General features: G+C 66.3%; 20 protein-coding genes. 12 read left to right on the forward strand and 8 right to left on the reverse strand.

What is annotated here, in order from left to right:
• The first annotated feature begins 8 nt into the window (after window positions 1-8).
• The 4 genes from pheT (at window position 9) to DFP89_RS16685 (ending at window position 4,766) form a co-directional block, all read left to right on the forward strand.
• Complete coding sequence (pheT, locus tag DFP89_RS16670; RefSeq protein ID WP_114350521.1) at window positions 9-2,396, forward strand: phenylalanine--tRNA ligase subunit beta; 2,388 nt, start codon at window positions 9-11, stop codon at window positions 2,394-2,396.
• A 58-nt stretch (window positions 2,397-2,454) separates the two neighbouring features.
• A complete protein-coding gene (gene bluB / locus DFP89_RS16675; RefSeq protein ID WP_114350522.1) occupies window positions 2,455-3,126 on the forward strand; it encodes a 5,6-dimethylbenzimidazole synthase in 672 nt (223 codons plus the stop codon).
• 96 nt (window positions 3,127-3,222) lie between these two features.
• Window positions 3,223-4,320, forward strand: a complete 1,098-nt coding sequence (locus DFP89_RS16680) for an agmatine deiminase family protein (RefSeq protein WP_220269860.1) — start codon at window positions 3,223-3,225, stop codon at window positions 4,318-4,320.
• Between the two features lie 2 nt (window positions 4,321-4,322).
• Window positions 4,323-4,766 (forward strand): hypothetical protein, encoded by a 444-nt coding sequence (locus DFP89_RS16685; RefSeq protein ID WP_114350524.1) that lies wholly within the window; start codon window positions 4,323-4,325, stop codon window positions 4,764-4,766.
• A 36-nt stretch (window positions 4,767-4,802) separates the two neighbouring features.
• On the opposite strand, the gene DFP89_RS16690 is transcribed toward DFP89_RS16685, so the two are convergent.
• Complete coding sequence (locus DFP89_RS16690; protein WP_114350525.1) at window positions 4,803-5,504, reverse strand: glutathione S-transferase C-terminal domain-containing protein; 702 nt, start codon at window positions 5,502-5,504, stop codon at window positions 4,803-4,805.
• Window positions 5,505-5,597: 93 nt separating this feature from the next.
• On the opposite strand from DFP89_RS16690, the gene mscL reads away from it, so the two are divergent.
• Window positions 5,598-6,035: a large conductance mechanosensitive channel protein MscL gene (gene mscL, locus DFP89_RS16695; protein WP_114350526.1), complete on the forward strand. Its 438-nt coding sequence runs from the start codon at window positions 5,598-5,600 to the stop codon at window positions 6,033-6,035.
• A 62-nt stretch (window positions 6,036-6,097) separates the two neighbouring features.
• On the opposite strand, the gene ald is transcribed toward mscL, so the two are convergent.
• Window positions 6,098-7,213 carry an alanine dehydrogenase gene (gene ald / locus DFP89_RS16700; protein ID WP_114350527.1) on the reverse strand — a complete coding sequence of 372 codons (1,116 nt, stop codon included), beginning with the start codon at window positions 7,211-7,213 and terminating at the stop codon, window positions 6,098-6,100.
• A gap of 138 nt (window positions 7,214-7,351) precedes the next feature.
• On the opposite strand from ald, the gene DFP89_RS16705 reads away from it, so the two are divergent.
• Window positions 7,352-7,810 (forward strand): Lrp/AsnC family transcriptional regulator, encoded by a 459-nt coding sequence (locus DFP89_RS16705; RefSeq protein WP_181870375.1) that lies wholly within the window; start codon window positions 7,352-7,354, stop codon window positions 7,808-7,810.
• A gap of 9 nt (window positions 7,811-7,819) precedes the next feature.
• Here DFP89_RS16705 and DFP89_RS16710 read toward each other — a convergent pair whose 3' ends face one another.
• The 3 genes from DFP89_RS16710 to rpsU form a co-directional block, all read right to left on the reverse strand.
• On the reverse strand, window positions 7,820-8,263 hold the full coding sequence (locus tag DFP89_RS16710; RefSeq protein WP_114350529.1) for a DUF411 domain-containing protein: 444 nt from the start codon (window positions 8,261-8,263) through the stop codon (window positions 7,820-7,822).
• 53 nt (window positions 8,264-8,316) lie between these two features.
• Window positions 8,317-8,610, reverse strand: a complete 294-nt coding sequence (locus DFP89_RS16715) for a hypothetical protein (RefSeq protein WP_147273337.1) — start codon at window positions 8,608-8,610, stop codon at window positions 8,317-8,319.
• Window positions 8,611-8,743: 133 nt separating this feature from the next.
• Entirely contained in the window at window positions 8,744-8,950 is a 207-nt protein-coding gene (gene rpsU, locus DFP89_RS16720) for a 30S ribosomal protein S21 (protein WP_011748553.1), read from the reverse strand.
• A gap of 118 nt (window positions 8,951-9,068) precedes the next feature.
• On the opposite strand from rpsU, the gene DFP89_RS16725 reads away from it, so the two are divergent.
• Both DFP89_RS16725 and DFP89_RS16730 read left to right on the forward strand, forming a co-directional pair.
• Window positions 9,069-9,755: a COQ9 family protein gene (locus tag DFP89_RS16725; RefSeq protein ID WP_114350531.1), complete on the forward strand. Its 687-nt coding sequence runs from the start codon at window positions 9,069-9,071 to the stop codon at window positions 9,753-9,755.
• 11 nt (window positions 9,756-9,766) lie between these two features.
• Complete coding sequence (locus DFP89_RS16730; protein WP_114350532.1) at window positions 9,767-10,744, forward strand: NAD(P)H-quinone oxidoreductase; 978 nt, start codon at window positions 9,767-9,769, stop codon at window positions 10,742-10,744.
• Between the two features lie 232 nt (window positions 10,745-10,976).
• On the opposite strand, the gene DFP89_RS16735 is transcribed toward DFP89_RS16730, so the two are convergent.
• Window positions 10,977-11,603: a ribonuclease T2 family protein gene (locus DFP89_RS16735; RefSeq protein ID WP_114350533.1), complete on the reverse strand. Its 627-nt coding sequence runs from the start codon at window positions 11,601-11,603 to the stop codon at window positions 10,977-10,979.
• Between the two features lie 161 nt (window positions 11,604-11,764).
• Between DFP89_RS16735 and DFP89_RS16740 the strand changes: the two genes are divergently transcribed.
• Window positions 11,765-12,511, forward strand: a complete 747-nt coding sequence (locus tag DFP89_RS16740) for a DUF1013 domain-containing protein (protein ID WP_114350534.1) — start codon at window positions 11,765-11,767, stop codon at window positions 12,509-12,511.
• A complete protein-coding gene (locus DFP89_RS16745) occupies window positions 12,486-12,875 on the forward strand; it encodes a hypothetical protein (RefSeq protein ID WP_147273338.1) in 390 nt (129 codons plus the stop codon). Before DFP89_RS16740 ends, DFP89_RS16745 begins: the two co-directional genes overlap by 26 nt.
• Here the strand turns inward: DFP89_RS16745 and DFP89_RS16750 are convergent, their stop codons facing one another.
• A complete protein-coding gene (locus DFP89_RS16750; RefSeq protein WP_114350536.1) occupies window positions 12,876-14,348 on the reverse strand; it encodes an NAD-dependent succinate-semialdehyde dehydrogenase in 1,473 nt (490 codons plus the stop codon).
• A 207-nt stretch (window positions 14,349-14,555) separates the two neighbouring features.
• Window positions 14,556-15,536 (reverse strand): P1 family peptidase, encoded by a 981-nt coding sequence (locus tag DFP89_RS16755; protein WP_114350537.1) that lies wholly within the window; start codon window positions 15,534-15,536, stop codon window positions 14,556-14,558.
• Between the two features lie 109 nt (window positions 15,537-15,645).
• Between DFP89_RS16755 and msrA the strand changes: the two genes are divergently transcribed.
• On the forward strand, window positions 15,646-16,230 hold the full coding sequence (gene msrA, locus DFP89_RS16760; RefSeq protein ID WP_114350538.1) for a peptide-methionine (S)-S-oxide reductase MsrA: 585 nt from the start codon (window positions 15,646-15,648) through the stop codon (window positions 16,228-16,230).
• Window positions 16,230-17,099 (forward strand): 50S ribosomal protein L11 methyltransferase, encoded by an 870-nt coding sequence (locus DFP89_RS16765; RefSeq protein ID WP_114350539.1) that lies wholly within the window; start codon window positions 16,230-16,232, stop codon window positions 17,097-17,099. Before msrA ends, DFP89_RS16765 begins: the two co-directional genes overlap by 1 nt.
• Window positions 17,100-17,186 lie beyond the last annotated feature (87 nt).

Consider the following 17,186-nt stretch of genomic DNA (forward strand, 5'->3'; position numbering starts at 1 on the left):
ACGCAGACATGAAATTCACCCTCTCCTGGCTCAAGGAGCATCTCGACACCGCCGCCTCGCTGGATCAGATCACCGAGGCGCTGACCGATCTTGGCCTTGAGGTCGAGGGCGTGACCGACCCGGCCGCGCGTCTGGCGCCCTTTACCATCGCCAAGGTGCTCGAGGCCGTGCCCCATCCCGATGCCGACCGGCTGCGCGTCTGCAAGGTGCTGACGGATGAGGGCGAAAAGCAGATCGTCTGCGGCGCCCCGAATGCCCGCGCCGGCATCACCGTGGTGCTGGCGAAACCCGGCGACTATGTCCCCGGCATCGATGTCACGCTGGGCGTCGGCAAGATCCGCGGCGTCGAAAGCCATGGCATGATGGCGTCGGAACGCGAGCTGGAGCTTTCCGACGAACATAATGGAATCATTGAGCTTCCCTCGGGCGGGGTTGGTGAGAGGTTCGTCGATTGGCTGGCCGCGAACCGCCCCGAGACCATCGACCCGGTGATCGAGATCAAGATCACCCCGAACCGTCCCGATGCGCTGGGCGTGCGCGGCGTTGCCCGCGATCTGGCCGCGCGCGGCCTTGGCGCGCTGCGCGCCGAAAAGGCGGAAACCGTGCCGGGCGCCTTTGCCTCGCGCATCAAGGTGGTGATCGATGCGCAGGTTGCGGGCAAGGCGCCGTTCTTCTCGGGCCGGGTGATCCGGGGCGTCAAAAATGGCCCCTCGCCGGCATGGCTGCAAAAGCGCCTGACCGCCATCGGCCTGCGCCCGATCAACGCCTTGGTCGATATCACCAATTTCTTCACCTATGACCTGAACCGCCCGCTGCATGTCTTTGACGCGGACAAGGTCAAGGGCGATCTGATCGTGCGCCCCTCGGTCGCGGGCGAAGAGATACTGGCGCTGGACGGCAAGACCTATGCCTTTGCCCCCGGCACCATGATCATCGCCGACGAGAACGGCCCCGAAAGCATCGCCGGCGTCATGGGCGGCGAGGTCTCGGGCTGCTCGGAGGAGACCGTCAACGTGTTTCTGGAAAGCGCCTATTGGGACCCGATCGCGATCGCGACCGTGGGCCGGGCGCTGAAGATCAATTCGGACGCCCGCTACCGCTTTGAACGCGGCGTGGACCCGGCCTTTACCCAGCCGGGGCTGGAGCTGGCGACGCGCATGGTGCTGGACCTGTGCGGCGGCGAGGCATCGGAAATCGTCACCGCAGGCGCCGTTCCCGACACAAGCCGCAGCTACGTTCTGGATCCGGCGCGTGTCATCAGCCTTGTCGGCATGGACATCCCCGCGCCTGAGCAGCGCCGCACGCTTGAGGCGCTTGGCTTCCGGCTTGAGGGCGATCAGGCCTTTGTGCCCAGCTGGCGCCCCGATGTGCAGGGCAGCGCCGATCTGGTCGAAGAGGTCGCGCGCATCGCCTCGCTGACCAAGCTGCAGGGCCAGCCTTTGCCGCGTCCGCGTGCGGGCGTGCCGCAGCCGGTGCTGACGCCCTTGCAGGCCCGCGAAAGCGCCGCCCGGCGCATGGCGGCCAGCCTTGGCTATAATGAATGCGTGACCTACAGCTTTATCGACCAGCCGGCGGCGGCGCTGTTTGGCGGCGGCGCGGATGCGCTGCGCGTCGAGAACCCGATCAGCAGCGAGATGACGCATATGCGCCCCGACCTGCTGCCCGGCCTGCTGGCGGCGGCGGCGCGCAATCAGGCGCGCGGCTTTGCCGATCTGGCGCTGTTCGAATGCGGCCCGGTCTTTTCGGGCGGCGAGCCGGGCGAGCAAGAGACCCATCTGTCGGGCATCCTGATCGGCGCCAATGCGGCCCGCGATCCCTATGCCTCGCGCCGCAAGGTCGATATCTATGACGCCAAAGCGGATGCCGAGGCGATCCTGCAAACCATTGGTGCGCCTGCGAAAGCCCAGATCAACCGCAAGCTGGCGGGCTGGTGGCATCCGGGCCGCGCCGGCAATGTCGCACTGGGGCCGAACACGCTGGCCACCTTTGGCGAGATCCATCCCCGCATCCTGCGCCATTTCGGCATCAAGGGCGCGGCGGTCGGTTTCACCATCCGCATCGCCAATGTGCCGCTGCCCAAGACCCGCACGCCCTCGCGCCCGGCCTTGGTGCTGTCGGACCTGCAGGCGGTCGAACGCGACTTTGCCTTTGTGGTCGATGCGCAGGTCGAGGCGCTGACGCTGGTCAATGCCGCCGCTGGCGCCGACAAGGCGCTGATCGAGCGGGTGACGGTGTTCGACCAGTTCACCGGGCTTGAGGGTGGCAAGAAATCCATCGCCATCACCGCGCGGCTGCAACCGCGCGACAAGACCCTGACCGATGCCGAGATCGAGGCGGTCGCCGCCAGGATCGTGGAAAAGGTCGGCAAGGCCACCGGCGGCGTGCTGCGGGGCTGACTATCTCGGCTGCCCGCGTCTTGTGCGCGGGCGCCGTTTCACGGATCGGGGGAAGCTCATGGCTGCGGATGGACTGAAGCCTGCCGGCCCCTTTTCCGACGCCGAGCGCGCCGCCGTCTATCGCGCCATCCACGAGCGGCGCGATGTGCGCGGCCAGTTCCTGCCCGACCCCATCGACGACGATCTGCTGATGCGGCTTCTGGGGGCCGCGCATGCGGCGCCCTCGGTCGGGCTGATGCAGCCGTGGAATTTCATCGTCATCCGCAGCGATGCGGTCCGCCAGCAGGTCCGCGCCGCATTCCAGGCCGCCAATGACGAGGCGCGGGCGATGTTTCCGGATGAAAAGCAGGGGCTTTACGCGCAGCTCAAGCTGGAAGGCATCACCGAGGCGCCGGTCAATCTGTGCATCACCTGCGACCGTTCGCGGGGCGGGCCGGTGGTGCTGGGGCGCACCCATAACCGCGACACGGACCTCTATTCCACCGCCTGCGCGGTGCAGAACCTGTGGCTGGCCGCGCGGGCCGAAGGGGTCGGTCTGGGCTGGGTCAGCATCCTGCGCGACGACGATCTGCGCCGCATCCTGAACCTGCCCGATCATGTCGTGCCGGTGGCCTATCTGTGCCTTGGCCATGTGCGCGAACTTTACGACCAGCCGGAACTGCAGGCGCGCGGCTGGGCCGGGCGCCATCCGCTGCAGGCGATGATCCATAACGAGACATGGGGCGACTGACCCCTCGGCCGCAGGCGACCTTGGGTGAGCTATTGATCTTTCCGGGTTAAACCTCTCAGATCGCGAACTGAGCTTTCTGCCTGAGGTGCATTGATGATGTCGCGTCGTTCCATTCTTGCCGCCGCCGCCGCCGCCGGGGGCCTGTCCTTATGGGGACGGGGCGCGCGGGCGCAGGGTGCTGCCCGCGCCGCCGGCTTCTGGTATCCCGAGGAAACCGACCCGCATGAGCGCACCTTCATGCAATGGCCGGTCAATCGCAAAGTCCATGACGACCGGGCATTTCTGGCCGAGCTGCAAGGCACCATCGCCGATATCGCCAATGCCATCGCCGGGTTCGAGCCGGTGGTGATGCTGGCCGCGGCTGAACATCACAAGGCGATCCGCAAGCTGGTCTCGTCCGAGGTCGAACTGTGGGACATTCCGACCGACGATCTGTGGTGCCGCGACAGCGGGCCGTCCTTTGTCGTCGATGGCAAGGGCGGGCTGGCGGTGACGCAGTTCAACTTCAACGGCTGGGGCAACAAGCAGGTCCATGACCATGACGGCAAGATCGCCCGGCGCGTGGCCGAGCGGCTGGGCCTGCAGGTCTTTGATGCCGGTCTGGTGGGCGAGGCAGGCGGCGTCGAGACCGACGGCCACGGCACGCTTATCGCCCATGAAAGCACCTTCATCAACCCCAATCGCAACAAGGGCAGCAAGGCCGAGGTCGAGGCGATGCTCTTGGACACGATGGGCGCGCAAAAGCTGATCTGGGCGCCCGGCATCAAGGGCGCCGACATCACCGACTATCATATCGACGCGCTGGCCCGCTTCGTCAAACCGGGGCAGGTGCTGATCCAGATCGGCGAAGAGGTCGACCCCGACGACCCCTGGTCGGTTGCCGCCGCCGAAACCTATGACATTCTTGAGGCCGCGACTGACGCGCAGGGCAAGAAGCTGGAACTGGTCGAGCTGCCCGAGCCCTATGACATCCGCGTCGACAGCCCGGATTTCGTGTCCTCCTATGTCAATTACTATGTCTGCAACGGCGCGGTGATCGCCGCCGAATTCGGCGACAAGGCCGCCGATGCCGAGGCGGCCGAGATTCTGGCCGATCTTTATCCGGGGCGCGAGATCGTCATGCTGAACATCGACCCGGTGGGCGAGGTCGGCGGCGGCATCCATTGCGCCACCCACGAACAGCCCAAGGTCTGACCATGCGCGGCTGGCTGACCCGGAACGCCGAGGCGCTGGGGGCATTGGGCGCCATCGCCACCGCCTTTGCCGCGCTGACGGCGCTGGTGGTCATTCCCTATCAGGTGGGGCAGGCCGACCGCATCCAGCGCGACCAGACGGCGCGGGAAATCTATCGCGAATTCCTGAACCTGACCGTGCAAAAGCCGGAACTGGCCAATGCCGATTACTGCACGCTGAAGGACGAGACCCAGCGCACCGCCTATTCGGCCTATGTCGAATACCTGCTTTATACCGCCGAGCAGATGGTCGACACCTCCGAGGAATGGCGCAAGCCCATGGAGAACTACCTGGCCGAGCACAAAACCTATCTGTGCAGCGTCGCGCTGCAGGGCAAGGACGGTGAAATGGCCGATCTGATCATCGAACTGGGACTGGTCTGCCCGCCGGATGACCCTTGCCAATAGGCGCGGCCCGCGATGCGGGGCCGCGCCGGTCGTGCCTTAAGCCGCGCCGACCAGAATGCCGCGCTGGACGGCGGGGCGGGCCAGGAAACGGTCCAGATAGGCCTGCACGTTTTTGAACGTGTCCATGCCGGTTTCCGCCTCGGCCTCATAGTTCACGCGCACGGTCCTGAGCCACGGCCCGACCGCCATGTCGGCGATGGAATAGTCGCCGGTGATCCAGTCGCGCCCCTCAAGCTGGCGGTCCAGCACGCCAAGGATGCGCCGCGCCTCGGTGTAATAGCGGGTGCGGGGGCGGGGATCCTCGATTTCCTTGCCCTTGTAGCGGTGGAAATAGCCGACCTGCCCGAACATCGGCCCCAGCCCGCCCATCTGCCACATCAGCCACTGGATGGTGTGATAGCGCGCCGCACCCGATTTCGGCAGGAACTTTCCGGTCTTGTCGCCCAGATAGATCAGGATGGCGCCGGTCTCGAAAATGCCGATCGGCTGGCCGTCCGGCCCGTTCGGGTCGATCATCGCCGGGATCTTGTTATTGGGGTTCAGGGACAGGAATTCCGGGGTGAACTGGTCCTCGGGATCCGAGATGCTGATGCGATGCGCATCATAGTCCAGCCCGCATTCCTCAAGCATGACCGAGGTCTTGATGCCATTGGGCGTGTTCAGCGTGTAGAGCTGGATCGCGTCGGGACGAACCGGAGGCCAGCGGCGGGTGATCGGAAAGTCGGAAAGTGCCGTCATGTCGTCTCCTGAATTCTCTTTCTTTACATGTGCTCGGCGTGATATGGCAGCTCGCGCCAGAAACACGCGCAACAGGTTGGAAAAGGTAAGCCCATGTTCAAGGAATTCAAGGAATTCATCGCCCGCGGCAATGTGGTCGACCTCGCGGTCGGTATCATCATTGGTGCGGCATTCACGGCCATCGTCAACTCGCTGGTGGCCGATCTGATCAACCCGATCATCGGTCTGATCACCGGCGGTACGGATTTCAGTGCCCACTATCTGGTGCTCAAGGGCGAAGTGCCCGCTGGCGCCAGCCTGAAGACGGCCCGCGATGCCGGCGCCTCGGTCTTTGCCTACGGGGCGTTCCTGTCGGCGGTCATCAACTTCCTGATCATCGCCTGGGCGGTGTTCCTGCTGGTCAAGGCAGTGAACCGCGTCCAGTCGGCGACCGTGAAGAAAAAAGAGGAAGAGGCCGCCGCTCCGGCCGGCCCGACCCAGGAAGAACTGCTGGCCCAGATCCGTGACGAACTGCGCGCACAGCGCGCCTGATCGCATCAAGGCAAGCAAGGATCGACCGGCGCGGGCAGCCCCCGCGCCGGTCTTTTCATGTTTCAGTTGATGATCTGCTCGGGCGTGGTCCAGTCCAGCCCCAGCGCCTCGGCCACCGGACCCGAGGTCAGCATGCCCTCATGCGTGGACAGCCCGGCGCGCAGATGCGCGTCGTCGCGCAGCGCCTGCCGCCAGCCCTTGCCGGCCAGCGCCAGCATGAAGGGCAGCGTGGCGTTCCCCAGCGCCCGGGTCGAGGTCCGCGGCACGGCGCCCGGCATGTTCGCGACGCAGTAATGCATGATCCCGTCCACCTCATAGACCGGGTCCTGATGCGTGGTCGCGCGCGAGGTCTCAAAGCAGCCGCCCTGATCGATGGCGACATCGACCAGCGCCGAGCCGGGCTTCATCAGCCCAAGCTGCGCGCGGGTGACCAGCTTGGGCGCGGCGGCGCCCGGGACCAGCACCGCCCCGATCACCATGTCGGCATCGGGCAGCAGGTCGGCAATGGCGCCGGCGGTCGCATATTGCGTGGTCAGCCGGCCCATGAAGATATCGTCCAGATAGCTGAGCCGCGGCACCGAGCGGTCAAGCACCGTCACATTCGCCCCCATCCCCGCCGCGACCCGCGCCGCCGCCGTGCCGACGACGCCGCCGCCGATCACCAGCACATTCGCGGGCCTGACGCCGGGCACGCCGCCCAGAAGCACGCCCGAGCCGCCATTGGCCTTTTGCAGCGTCCATGCCCCCATCTGGGGCGCAAGCCGGCCGGCGACCTCGGACATCGGCGCCAGCAGCGGCAGCCCGCCCCGCGCATCCGTCACCGTCTCATAGGCGATGGCGGTGACGCCGCTTTTCAGCAGGTCATTGGTCTGGTCGGGGTCGGGGGCCAGATGCAGATAGGTGAACAGCACCTGCCCCTTGCGCAGCATGGCGCGTTCGGAGGCCTGCGGTTCCTTGACCTTCACGATCATCTCGGCCTCGGCAAAGGTGCTGGCGGCATCGGGCAGGATGCGGGCGCCGGCGGCGACATAATCGGCATCGGCAAAGCCCGAGCCCAGCCCGGCCCCGGACTGGATCAGCACCTCATGGCCGCGCACGACAGCCTCCTGCGCGGCTTCGGGGGTCATGCCGACGCGGTATTCCTGCGGTTTGATTTCGGTGGGACATCCGATCTTCATGGCTTGGGTCTCCTCTCCCTGTAAGGGAATGGTGACACAGGGCGGGCGGCATTTTTTTCTTAAACGCGGGACGACGACGGGCTATCGTCGAAGAATCCGCCCTTGATCGGGTAAGCGGCGCAGGGAAATTCGACAATGATCGAGATGGACGCAACGGATCGCCGCATCCTGACGGTTCTGCAACGCGACGGGCGCAAGACCAATTCGGACCTCGCGGCCGAGGTGGGCCTGTCCCCCAGCGCCTGCCACCGCCGCGTGCAGCGGCTTGAGGATCTGGGGGTGATCCGGGGCTATGTCGCCCTGCTCGATGCCCGCAAGCTCGAGCGTCCGACCACGGTCTTCGTCGAGATCACCCTGTCGGGTCAGGCCGATGAGATCCTTGAGGCGTTCGAGCGCGAGGTCCGCAAGATCCCCGATGTGCTGGAATGCCACCTGATGGCCGGCTCTGCCGATTACCTGCTGAAGGTGGTGGCGCAGGACACCGACGATTTCGCCCGTATCCACCGCCAGCGGCTGGCCAAGCTGCCGGGGGTGGCGCAGATGCATTCCTCGTTCTCGTTGCGCACGGTGGCTTTCACCACCGCGCTGCCGGTTTAGGGGTCCGCGTCAGTCGCCGACCTTCTGGAACAGCGTGCCATCCCCGGCCTCGTTGCCCCAGGCGATCACCTCATAGCGTGCCGCCGGATCGTCGCCCATGCCGGGCGAGCCCTCGGGCATGCCGGGCACGGCGATGCCCAGAACGTCCGGCCGGGTTTCCAGCAGCCGGGCAAGGGCGTCAAAGGGCACATGCCCCTCGATCACATAGCCGTCGATCCGGGCGGTGTGGCAGGACCAGAGCGCCTCGGGCACCCCGGCTTCGGCCTTGCTGGCGGCGATATCGGCGCTCTCGACCACCGAGACCTTATAGCCGGCTTTCTCGGCCAGTTCGGCCCATGCGGTGCAGCAGCCGCAACTCGGATCCTTGTGGACGGTCATGTTCCGGTCCTGCGCAAGGGCGGGGCCGGTCAGCGCGACGAACAGGGCGGCAAGGCCCGTGAGATGAATATTCATGTTGGTTTTCCTGATGTTGAAGCAAGAGGCGCCATGACGGCGCAAGGCGGGCTTCAACCCGGGATCGGAGGGCGCAGGGCCAGATCGGGGCTGCGCCCCTGCCGGCGGTCCTGCACGACAGGATCGCGCATCTGCCGGGCGCAGGTCCGGGGGGCGGAAATGGCTGCGCTTTCCGGCAGCGGCGGCTGCATCTGGCAACCCGCCTGATGCGTGCCGCTGTCGCAGCAATCATCCATCGCGTCCATCTGCGCCATCACATGCGCGCCCGGCATGACCTGCGGCCCCTCTGCCGCGACATGGGCGGGGGTCAGGGCCAGAACCAGCAGGATCAGGAGGCTGCGCAGCAAGATCATGGCCGGCAGGATAGGCGGGCGCGGCGGGGCGCGCAATCGGGCCGGGTGTCGCAGCCTGCCGTGCCATGCGCGCAATAGAAAACCCCCGGCAAAGCGGGGGTTTTCTGAACCGATGTGGTCGCTTGTCTTACAGCGCGCCTTCGCGTTGCGCTTTTTTGCGCGCCAGCTTGCGGGCGCGGCGGACGGCCTCGGCCTTTTCACGGGCCTTCTTGACCGAGGGTTTCTCGAAATGCTGCTTGAGCTTCATTTCACGGAACACCCCCTCGCGCTGAAGTTTTTTCTTCAGAGCACGAAGCGCCTGTTCGACGTTGTTGTCGCGAACACTTACCTGCATGTGGTTGTCACCACCTTCCTAGGTTAAAGTTGAGCAGATTTGCAGGAAGCGCCCCATTAGCAGGGCGAATCGGTTTTGTCCAGATTATCCGGGTCTGGTCGTTGCAGGGGGAATAAGCATGACGGACGCCAGGGACCGCCTGATCGATGCGGCGCTGAACCATGTCCTTTTCGAGGGCATGGGCGAACGCGCCATCCATGAGGCCGCGCGTGAAATCGGCATGGATCCGGCGCTGGCGCGGGTCTATCTGCCGCGCGGCGGTGCGGATCTAGCAACCGCCTATCACCGCCGGGGCGACGCTGCCCTGCGCGCCTGGCTGGCCGATACCCCGCCGCAGGGCCGTTTCCGCGACCGCGTCGCGCAGGCGGTGATGCAGCGCCTGTCGCTGAGCGATCGCGAACTGGCGCGGGCCGGGGCGGCGATCTTTGCCCTGCCCCAGCACGCGGCACTTGGCGCACGGCTGATCTGGGAAACCTCCGATGCGATCTGGGCAGGGCTGGGCGACCGCTCGCAGGACGTGAACTGGTACTCTAAACGCGCCACGCTTTCCGCCGTCTATGGCGCGACGGTGCTTTACTGGCTGGGCGACGAGTCGCCCGACGCGGCCGAGACCCGCGCCTTTCTTGAGCGCCGCCTGGACGGGGTGATGCGCTTTGAAGGGTTCAAGGGTCGGGTCCGCGCGCTGCCCGGTTTCTCGGCCCTGGCCGAGGCCGCGACCGGCTGGATCAAGGCCCCGGCGCCGCGCCATCAGGACCCCGCCTGGGCCGGCGACACCATCCCCGCCAGCGACCGAGGTGACGCGTGATCCCAGATGTCATGCAGGCCGTCGAGATTTCGACCCATGGCGGCCCCGAGGTCCTGAAGCCGGTACACCGCCCGGTGCCCGTCGCCGGTCATGGCCAGATCCTGATCCGCATCGCCTGGGCCGGGGTGAACCGCCCCGACCTGCTGCAACGCGCCGGCTCTTACGCGCCCCCGCCGGGTGCTTCGGACCTGCCGGGACTGGAATGTTCCGGCGTTGTCGCTGCGATCGGGCCGGGCGTCACCCGCTGGAAGGTCGGCGCGCGGGTCTGCGCCTTGCTGCCCGGTGGCGGCTATGCCGAATATGCGACCTGCGCCGCCGATCACGCCCTGCCGGTGCCGTGCGGGCTGGATTTGCGCGCCGCCGCCGCCCTGCCCGAAACCGCCTTCACCGTCTGGTCGAATGTCGTCATGCGCGGCCATCTGCGCGCGGGCGAGCGGTTTCTGATCCATGGCGGTTCCTCGGGCATCGGAACCATGGCGATCCAGGTGGCAAGGGCGCTGGGAGCGACGGTCTGGGCGACGGCTGGCTCGGACGATAAATGTGCCGCCTGCGCCGATCTGGGCGCGCATCCGATCAATTACCGCAACGAGGATTTCGTCACCATCCTGCGCAAGGCGGGCGGTGCCGACCTGATCCTTGACATGGTGGGGGGCGACTATATCGCCCGCAACCTCAAGAGCCTTGCCGATGATGGGCGGCTGGTGATGATCGCCTTTCTGGCCGGTCCCAAGGCCGAGATCAACTTTGCCCAGATCATGGCCCGGCGCCTGACCGTCACCGGCTCGACCCTGCGCCCGCAATCCGATCTGGCCAAGGCCCGGATTGCGCGCATCTTGCGCGACAGGCTCTGGCCGCTGATCGAGGCGGGCGCGGTCCGGCCGCTGATCGACAGCACCAACCGCTTGCAGGATGCCGTCGATGCCCATCGCCACATGGAAAGCAGCAGCCATGTCGGAAAGATCTTGTTGCTGGTCTCGGGTGAGACCTGAACCCACCCGTCCGCTGTCAGTTGCCGGTGCCTCCGGCGGGGATATTTGAACATGAAAGAAAAGCACACACCCCGCCCGCCGGAGCTGAGGGCCAGGGTGTGGCTTCTTCCATGACGGCCATCGGCGTCCCCGCCTGTTCCGTATCTTCAGGATGACCGAAAATCCTTGCGATTCGGTTAACGGCTTCTTTCATGTTCAAATATCCCCGCCGGAGGCACCCGGCGCCTGCCATCTAGCGCGGCGCGGGCATCAGGAAGCTGCCGCTGCAATCGCGCCGCGTGTCGGGGGCGCAGGCGCGCGGCTGCAGGTCGGGGGTGAGGCAGATGCGGACCTCCTGCAATGCGCGGTCGCGGCAGGTGACGGTGATGCCGTCGCGCGTCAGGTCGGGATTGGCTTCGATGAACGCTTCCTCGACGACCTTTGCCGGCAGCGAGACGTCGCGGTCCAGCCGGTGCAGCGGCGCCGGGATCGCGATGGCCTTGGCGGCGGCGCGGGTCAGGGCGAAATAGTCCTTTGCCGCAAGGCCGGTGCAGCGGCCATGCTTTTTCCATTGATACCAGGCGAGGCCGCTCGAGCCCATGATATCCCCCATCTCGCGGGTTTCGCGGCGCGAGGGGTCGCGGGCCGGCGTGCGGCAATCCTCGGGCCAGCCGCGCTCATATTGCGGCCAGAGGCCGTGGACGACAAAGCTGTTGCGCCGGCCGGGATCGCATTGATCGGCGTCGCGGGCGTCGCCTTCGGCGCGGCACCAGCTGGGCGACCAGCTGAGCGACAGAACGTAATAGTCGAAGCGCCCGGCAATGTCCTGGGCAAGGGCGGGGGACGCAAGCAGCGCGAAGGTCAGGGCGAGGGCTTTCATGGCCGCGAGATTATCGCCCCGCGCCGTCCCGCGCCACGAAATTCAGGCTTTATTTCGCACCCGTATCGGCCTATATAGCCCGTCAATCCCCCTGAAAATGGAATGGCAGCTGCCGAAAGCCGTTTTCCCCGGCCGGAAGAGATATTGTTAAGGAGAAGGTCATGAACAAGCCGCTGATGGCCAAGGCCACCGCTGTCTGGCTGGTTGACAACACCACGCTGAGCTTCAAGCAGATCGCCGATTTCTGCGGCATGCATGAGCTTGAGGTGCAGGGTATTGCCGATGGCGACGTGGCCACGGGCGTCAAGGGGTTCGATCCCATCGCCTCGAACCAGCTGGACGCCTCCGAGATCGAGAAGGGTCAAAAGGATCCGCGCTACAAGCTGAAGCTCAAGCATAACCCCGCCGCCGATGGCGAGGAAAAGCGCCGCGGCCCGCGCTATACCCCGCTGTCGAAGCGTCAGGACCGTCCGGCGGCGATCCTGTGGCTGGTCAAGTTCCACCCGGAACTGGCCGATGCCCAGATTGCCAAGCTGGTCGGCACCACCAAGCCCACGATCGCCTCGATCCGCGAACGGACGCATTGGAACATCCAGAACATCCAACCCATCGATCCGGTCGCCCTGGGCCTGTGTCGTCAGTCGGAACTGGATGCCGCCGTGCAGAAAGCCGCCAAGCGCAAGGCGGCCGAGGGCGGCGCCATGACCGATGACGAGCGTCGCAAGCTGCTCTCGACCGAGACCTCGCTGGCCATGTCCGACGAGCCGCGCCTGCCGAGCGCCATCGCCGGGCTGGAAAACTTCACCCTGACCAGAGACGAAGAAAAGCCCGCCCGCGACGAGGATCTGGACGCCGACAGTTTCTTCAATCTGCCCGAGGCGGATGACGACGACGAAGACGACAACTAAGGCCGCGCATCTGGCGTCGGGCGGTCCGGTGGTGATCGCCCATGCCTATCGCTGGCACGAGGCGCAGCTGGCGGCTGCCATGCTGCACGCGGCCGGAATCCGGGCCGGGATCACCGATCCGCTGATCCATAACGCCATGCCGGAATCCGGGTTGGCTCTGGGCGGGATGCGGCTGATGGTTCCACCTTCACAACAGAACGAGGCACTGGCGCTGCTGGCATCGGTGCCCTTGCCGCAGGTGCGGATGCCGTTTAGCCGGGCGCTGCTTTTTGCGGTGCTGGTCTGGTGGTGCGGGGCCGCGCCGATGATGAGCGGGCTTTATCTGCGGCGGCCCGAGATCGCCCGGGCCGCGCCTGCTGCCTGATCAGATCGACAGGCAGATATATTTCATTTCCAGATAGTCCTCGATCCCGTGATGCGAGCCTTCGCGGCCAAGGCCCGACTGCTTGACGCCGCCAAAGGGTGCAACCTCGGTCGAGATGATGCCGGTATTGACGCCGACGATGCCGTATTCCAGCCCCTCCTGCACGCGGGTGATGCGACCGATGTCGCGGGCATAGAAATAGCTGGCAAGGCCGAAGATCGTGGCATTCGCCTTGTCGATCACCTCGGCCTCGGTCTCGAAACGGAACAGCGGCGCCAGCGGACCAAAGGTTTCCTCGGTCGCGACCTTCATCGCGTCAGTGACGCCGGTAACGACGGTCGGTTCAAAGAACAGCCCCTCCTTGCGCTTGCCGCCGGTCGCGATGGCGCCGCCGCCGGCAAGGACGTCCTGGATATGTTCCTCGACCTTTTCGACGGCTTTTTCGGTGATCAGCGGGCCGGTGGTCACGCCCTCGTCAAAGCCGTCGCCGACGCGCAGCTTGTCGACCGCCGCCGCAAGCTTGGCGGCAAAGGCATCATAGACGCCCGACTGCACATAGATGCGGTTGGCGCAGACGCAGGTCTGGCCATTGTTGCGGAACTTGGACGCCATGGCGCCCTCGACCGCCGCATCCAGATCGGCGTCGTCAAAGACGATGAAGGGCGCGTTGCCGCCCAGCTCCATCGAGCATTTCAGCACCTGATCGGCGGCCTGACGCAGAAGGATGCGGCCCACCTCGGTCGAGCCGGTAAAGGTCAGCTTGCGGATCAAGGGGTTCTCGCAGAATTCCTTGCCGATATCTGCGGACCGCGACGAGGTGACGATGCTGAACAGCCCCTTGGGAATGCCGGCGCGTTCGGCCAGCACCGCCATGGCCAGCGCCGACAGCGGCGTTTCGGCGGCGGGACGGCCGACAAAGCCGCAACCGGCGGCAATGGCCGGGCCGCATTTGCGGGTGATCATCGCGTTCGGGAAGTTCCACGGCGTGATCGAGGCCACGACCCCGATCGGCTGCTTGATCACCGTCAGGCGCTTGTCGCGCATATGGCCGGGGATGGTCTCGCCATAGATGCGCTTGGCCTCTTCGCCGAACCATTCGATGAAGCTGGCGCCATAGGCGATCTCGCCCTTGGCCTCGGGCAGGGGCTTGCCCATCTCGGCGGTCAGGATGCGGCCCAGATCGTCCTGATTTTCCATCATCAGATCGAACCATTTGCGCATGATCTGCGCGCGTTCCTTGCCGGTGCGGGCGGCCCAATCCTTCATCGCGGCGGCGCTGGCCGTGATGGCGCGGGCGACCTCGGCGCGCGACAGGTCGGCGACCTCGGCGATGACATCGCCGCGCGCCGGGTTCACGACCGGGAAGGTCTTGCCGTCATCGGCGTCGATCCATTCGCCGGCGACATAGGCGCGGGTCTGCAACAGCGAAGGGTCGCGCAAAAGCATCTTGAGATCGGTGGGTTGCTTGTTCATCGCGACTCTCCCTTGCAGCATGTCGGGCGCAAATTTGCGCGTTTACCGCCGCAACGCAAGTAAAAGCCTAGAAAGTAACGAAACCGGCAAGATGGATGGACCCCAAGGCGGCAGGTCGGGGTTATGTCCTGACGCCAGGTTTTCCCTCTTGGCGCTCTCGACTGGCGGCGCGCAGGGGCGCGCCGCCCTTTTCGCCCCCCCGTCCCGTCACGCAGACCAGCAGGGTTGCAGATCGCCGGGGCGCGGGCGGGCGGCATGGACGCCGCGCGCAATGGCGCGGGCCAGCGCGCAGGCCGCCGCATGCCCCAGCGCAAAGGGCGTCATCGCCGGGTCGGGCAGGGCGCGCGCCCCGGTCGAGACGGCAAAGACCAGATCGCCGTCAAAGGGCGTGTGGCTGGGCACGATGGCCCGCGCCATGCCGTCCTGCGCCGCCGTCGCCAGCCGCGTCAGCGCCGCCTTGTCCAGCGCCGCATCGGTTGCGACGATGGCAATGGTCGTGGCCTCGCCCAGCCGCTTCATGGGCGAGGGCTCATGCGTGGGGTCATAGGGGCCGCTCAGGCCAAGCCCGCCGAATTCGTCGCCCATTTCCCAGGGCGCGGCCCAGAACTGGCGGCTGTCCCCCGCCGTCACCGATCCCAGCGCATTGACGACCACCAGCGCGCCGACGGTGATGCCGCAAGCCAGCACCACCGAGGCCGAACCCAAGCCCCCTTTCCAGCGATGGGTCAGCGCGCCGGTGCCCGCGCCCTCGCTGCCGATGGCGAGATCGCGGGTGGCGGCCGAAAGCGCCGCGCGTCCCAGCGCCGGATAGGGATTGGCCGTCCAGTTCTTGTCGCCGCCGTTCAGCAGGTCGAAGACGATGGCGCCGGGCACGATCGGCACCCGCACCGGCCCGACCGGAAAGCCGCGCCCCATGGCGCGCAGCCCCTCGGAAACGCCGTCGCAGGCCGCCAGCCCAAAGGCCGAGCCGCCCGCCAGCACCAGCGCGTCCACTTCCGAGACCAGCTTGTCGGGGGCCAGCAGCTCTGTCTCGCGCGTGCCGGGGGCGCCGCCCATGACATTGACCCCGCAGGCCAAGGGAGCGGCGCCGGTCAGCACGGTCACCCCCGATCGCAGCAACTCGTCCCGGGCATTGCCGACCGTCAGGCCCGCGACATCGGTAATCAGGTTTCGGGCTCCGGGGCGCATGGCGGTCCTTTTTTCTGCCTTGCCGCGCGTGGCGGCGGGTCTGCGGCGTTGCGCCAAGCTAGGCCCGTACCTAGATTTGCGGCAACAGCTTTCGGAAACAGGAGCCAACATGACTGCCCCCATTCACAGGATTTTCGGTCGCCCGCTGGATGCCGAGATGCCCAAGGGCTTCGATCAGGCGATTTTCGGCATGGGCTGCTATTGGGGCGTCGAGCGCCTGTTCTGGCAGCTTGACGGCGTCTGGCTGACCGAGGTGGGCTTTGCCGGCGGCACCGTCGCCGACCCGAGCTACAAGCAGGTCTGCGCCGGCGGCACCAATCATGCCGAGGTGGTGCGGGTGATCTTTGACAGCTCGCGCATCAGCTATGACCGGCTGCTGCAGATCTTCTGGGAAAACCACAACCCGACGCAGGGCAACCGCCAGGGCAATGATGTCGGCTCGCAATACCGGTCGATGATCATGTATTTCACCGACAGCCAGCGCGCCGCTGCCGAACGCTCCAAGGCGGATTACGGCAACCGGCTGGCGGTGGGCGGATTCCCGAACATCACCACCCAGATTGTGCCCGCCGCGCCCTTCTATCCGGCCGAGGCGGATCACCAGCAATATCTTGACCGCTATCCCGATGGCTATTGCGGCCTGCGCGGCACCGGTGTCAAAGCGCATGCAAGTGATATTGCCGAGGGAATCTGATGGCCACCTGGACTGCGCTGACCCATACCGCCGGACGCGAGGCCGCCGAGGCGCTGGCCGAACTGGGTGAGGATCTGACCCCCGAGCCCGTCGGCAGCGGCGTCTTTGAAATCGAGGACGGCTCGGACCGCTGGGAGGTGGGGCTTTACTTCACCGAGGCCCCCGACGAGGTGGCGCTGGCGCTGCTGGCCGCCGCCTGGGGGGCACCGCCGTTTCTGATCTCGGAACTGCCCGAGGTGGATTGGGTCGCGCATGTCAAGCGCGAGCTGGCCCCGGTCGAGGCAGGGCGCTTTTTCGTCCATGGCAGCCATGATGCCGACCAGATCCCCGAGGGCGCGCAGTCCCTGCTGATCGAGGCGGCGATGGCCTTTGGCACCGGCCATCACGCCACCACGCGCGGCTGCCTGCTGGCGCTCGACCGGATGGTGGTGGCCGGCGAGAACCCGCATCGCATCGTCGATATCGGCGCCGGCACCGCCGTTCTGGCGATGGCGGCGGCGCGGGTCTTTCCGGTCACGGTGCTGGCGGGCGACATCGACCCGGTGGCGGTCGATACCGCACGCGCCAATGTCATCGCGAACGGGCTGGACGGGCGCGTCGAATGCGTCGAGGCGGTGGGCTTCGATCATCCGCTGATTGAGGACGCCGCCCCCTATGACCTTGTTTTCGCCAATATCCTGAAACAGCCGCTGATCGATCTGGTGCCGGACATGGCGCGCTATGTCGCCCATGGCGGCAAGGCGATCCTGTCAGGCATCCTGACCACCCAGGCCGATGAGGTCACCGCTGCCTATGCCGCCGGCGGCCTGACGCTCGAGCGGCGCGACGATTACGGCGACTGGTCCACGCTGGTGGTCACGCGGGCGTAATGCGTGCAGCGGGCGCGGGGGCTGGTCCCGCGTCCGGGTCTTGCAGGCATGGGGCCGGGGCGGCAAAGGCCGGATCTGCCTCGTTTG

The sequence above is a fragment of the Paracoccus lutimaris genome (genome assembly GCF_003337565.1).
Taxonomy (GTDB): Bacteria; Pseudomonadota; Alphaproteobacteria; order Rhodobacterales; family Rhodobacteraceae; genus Paracoccus; species Paracoccus lutimaris.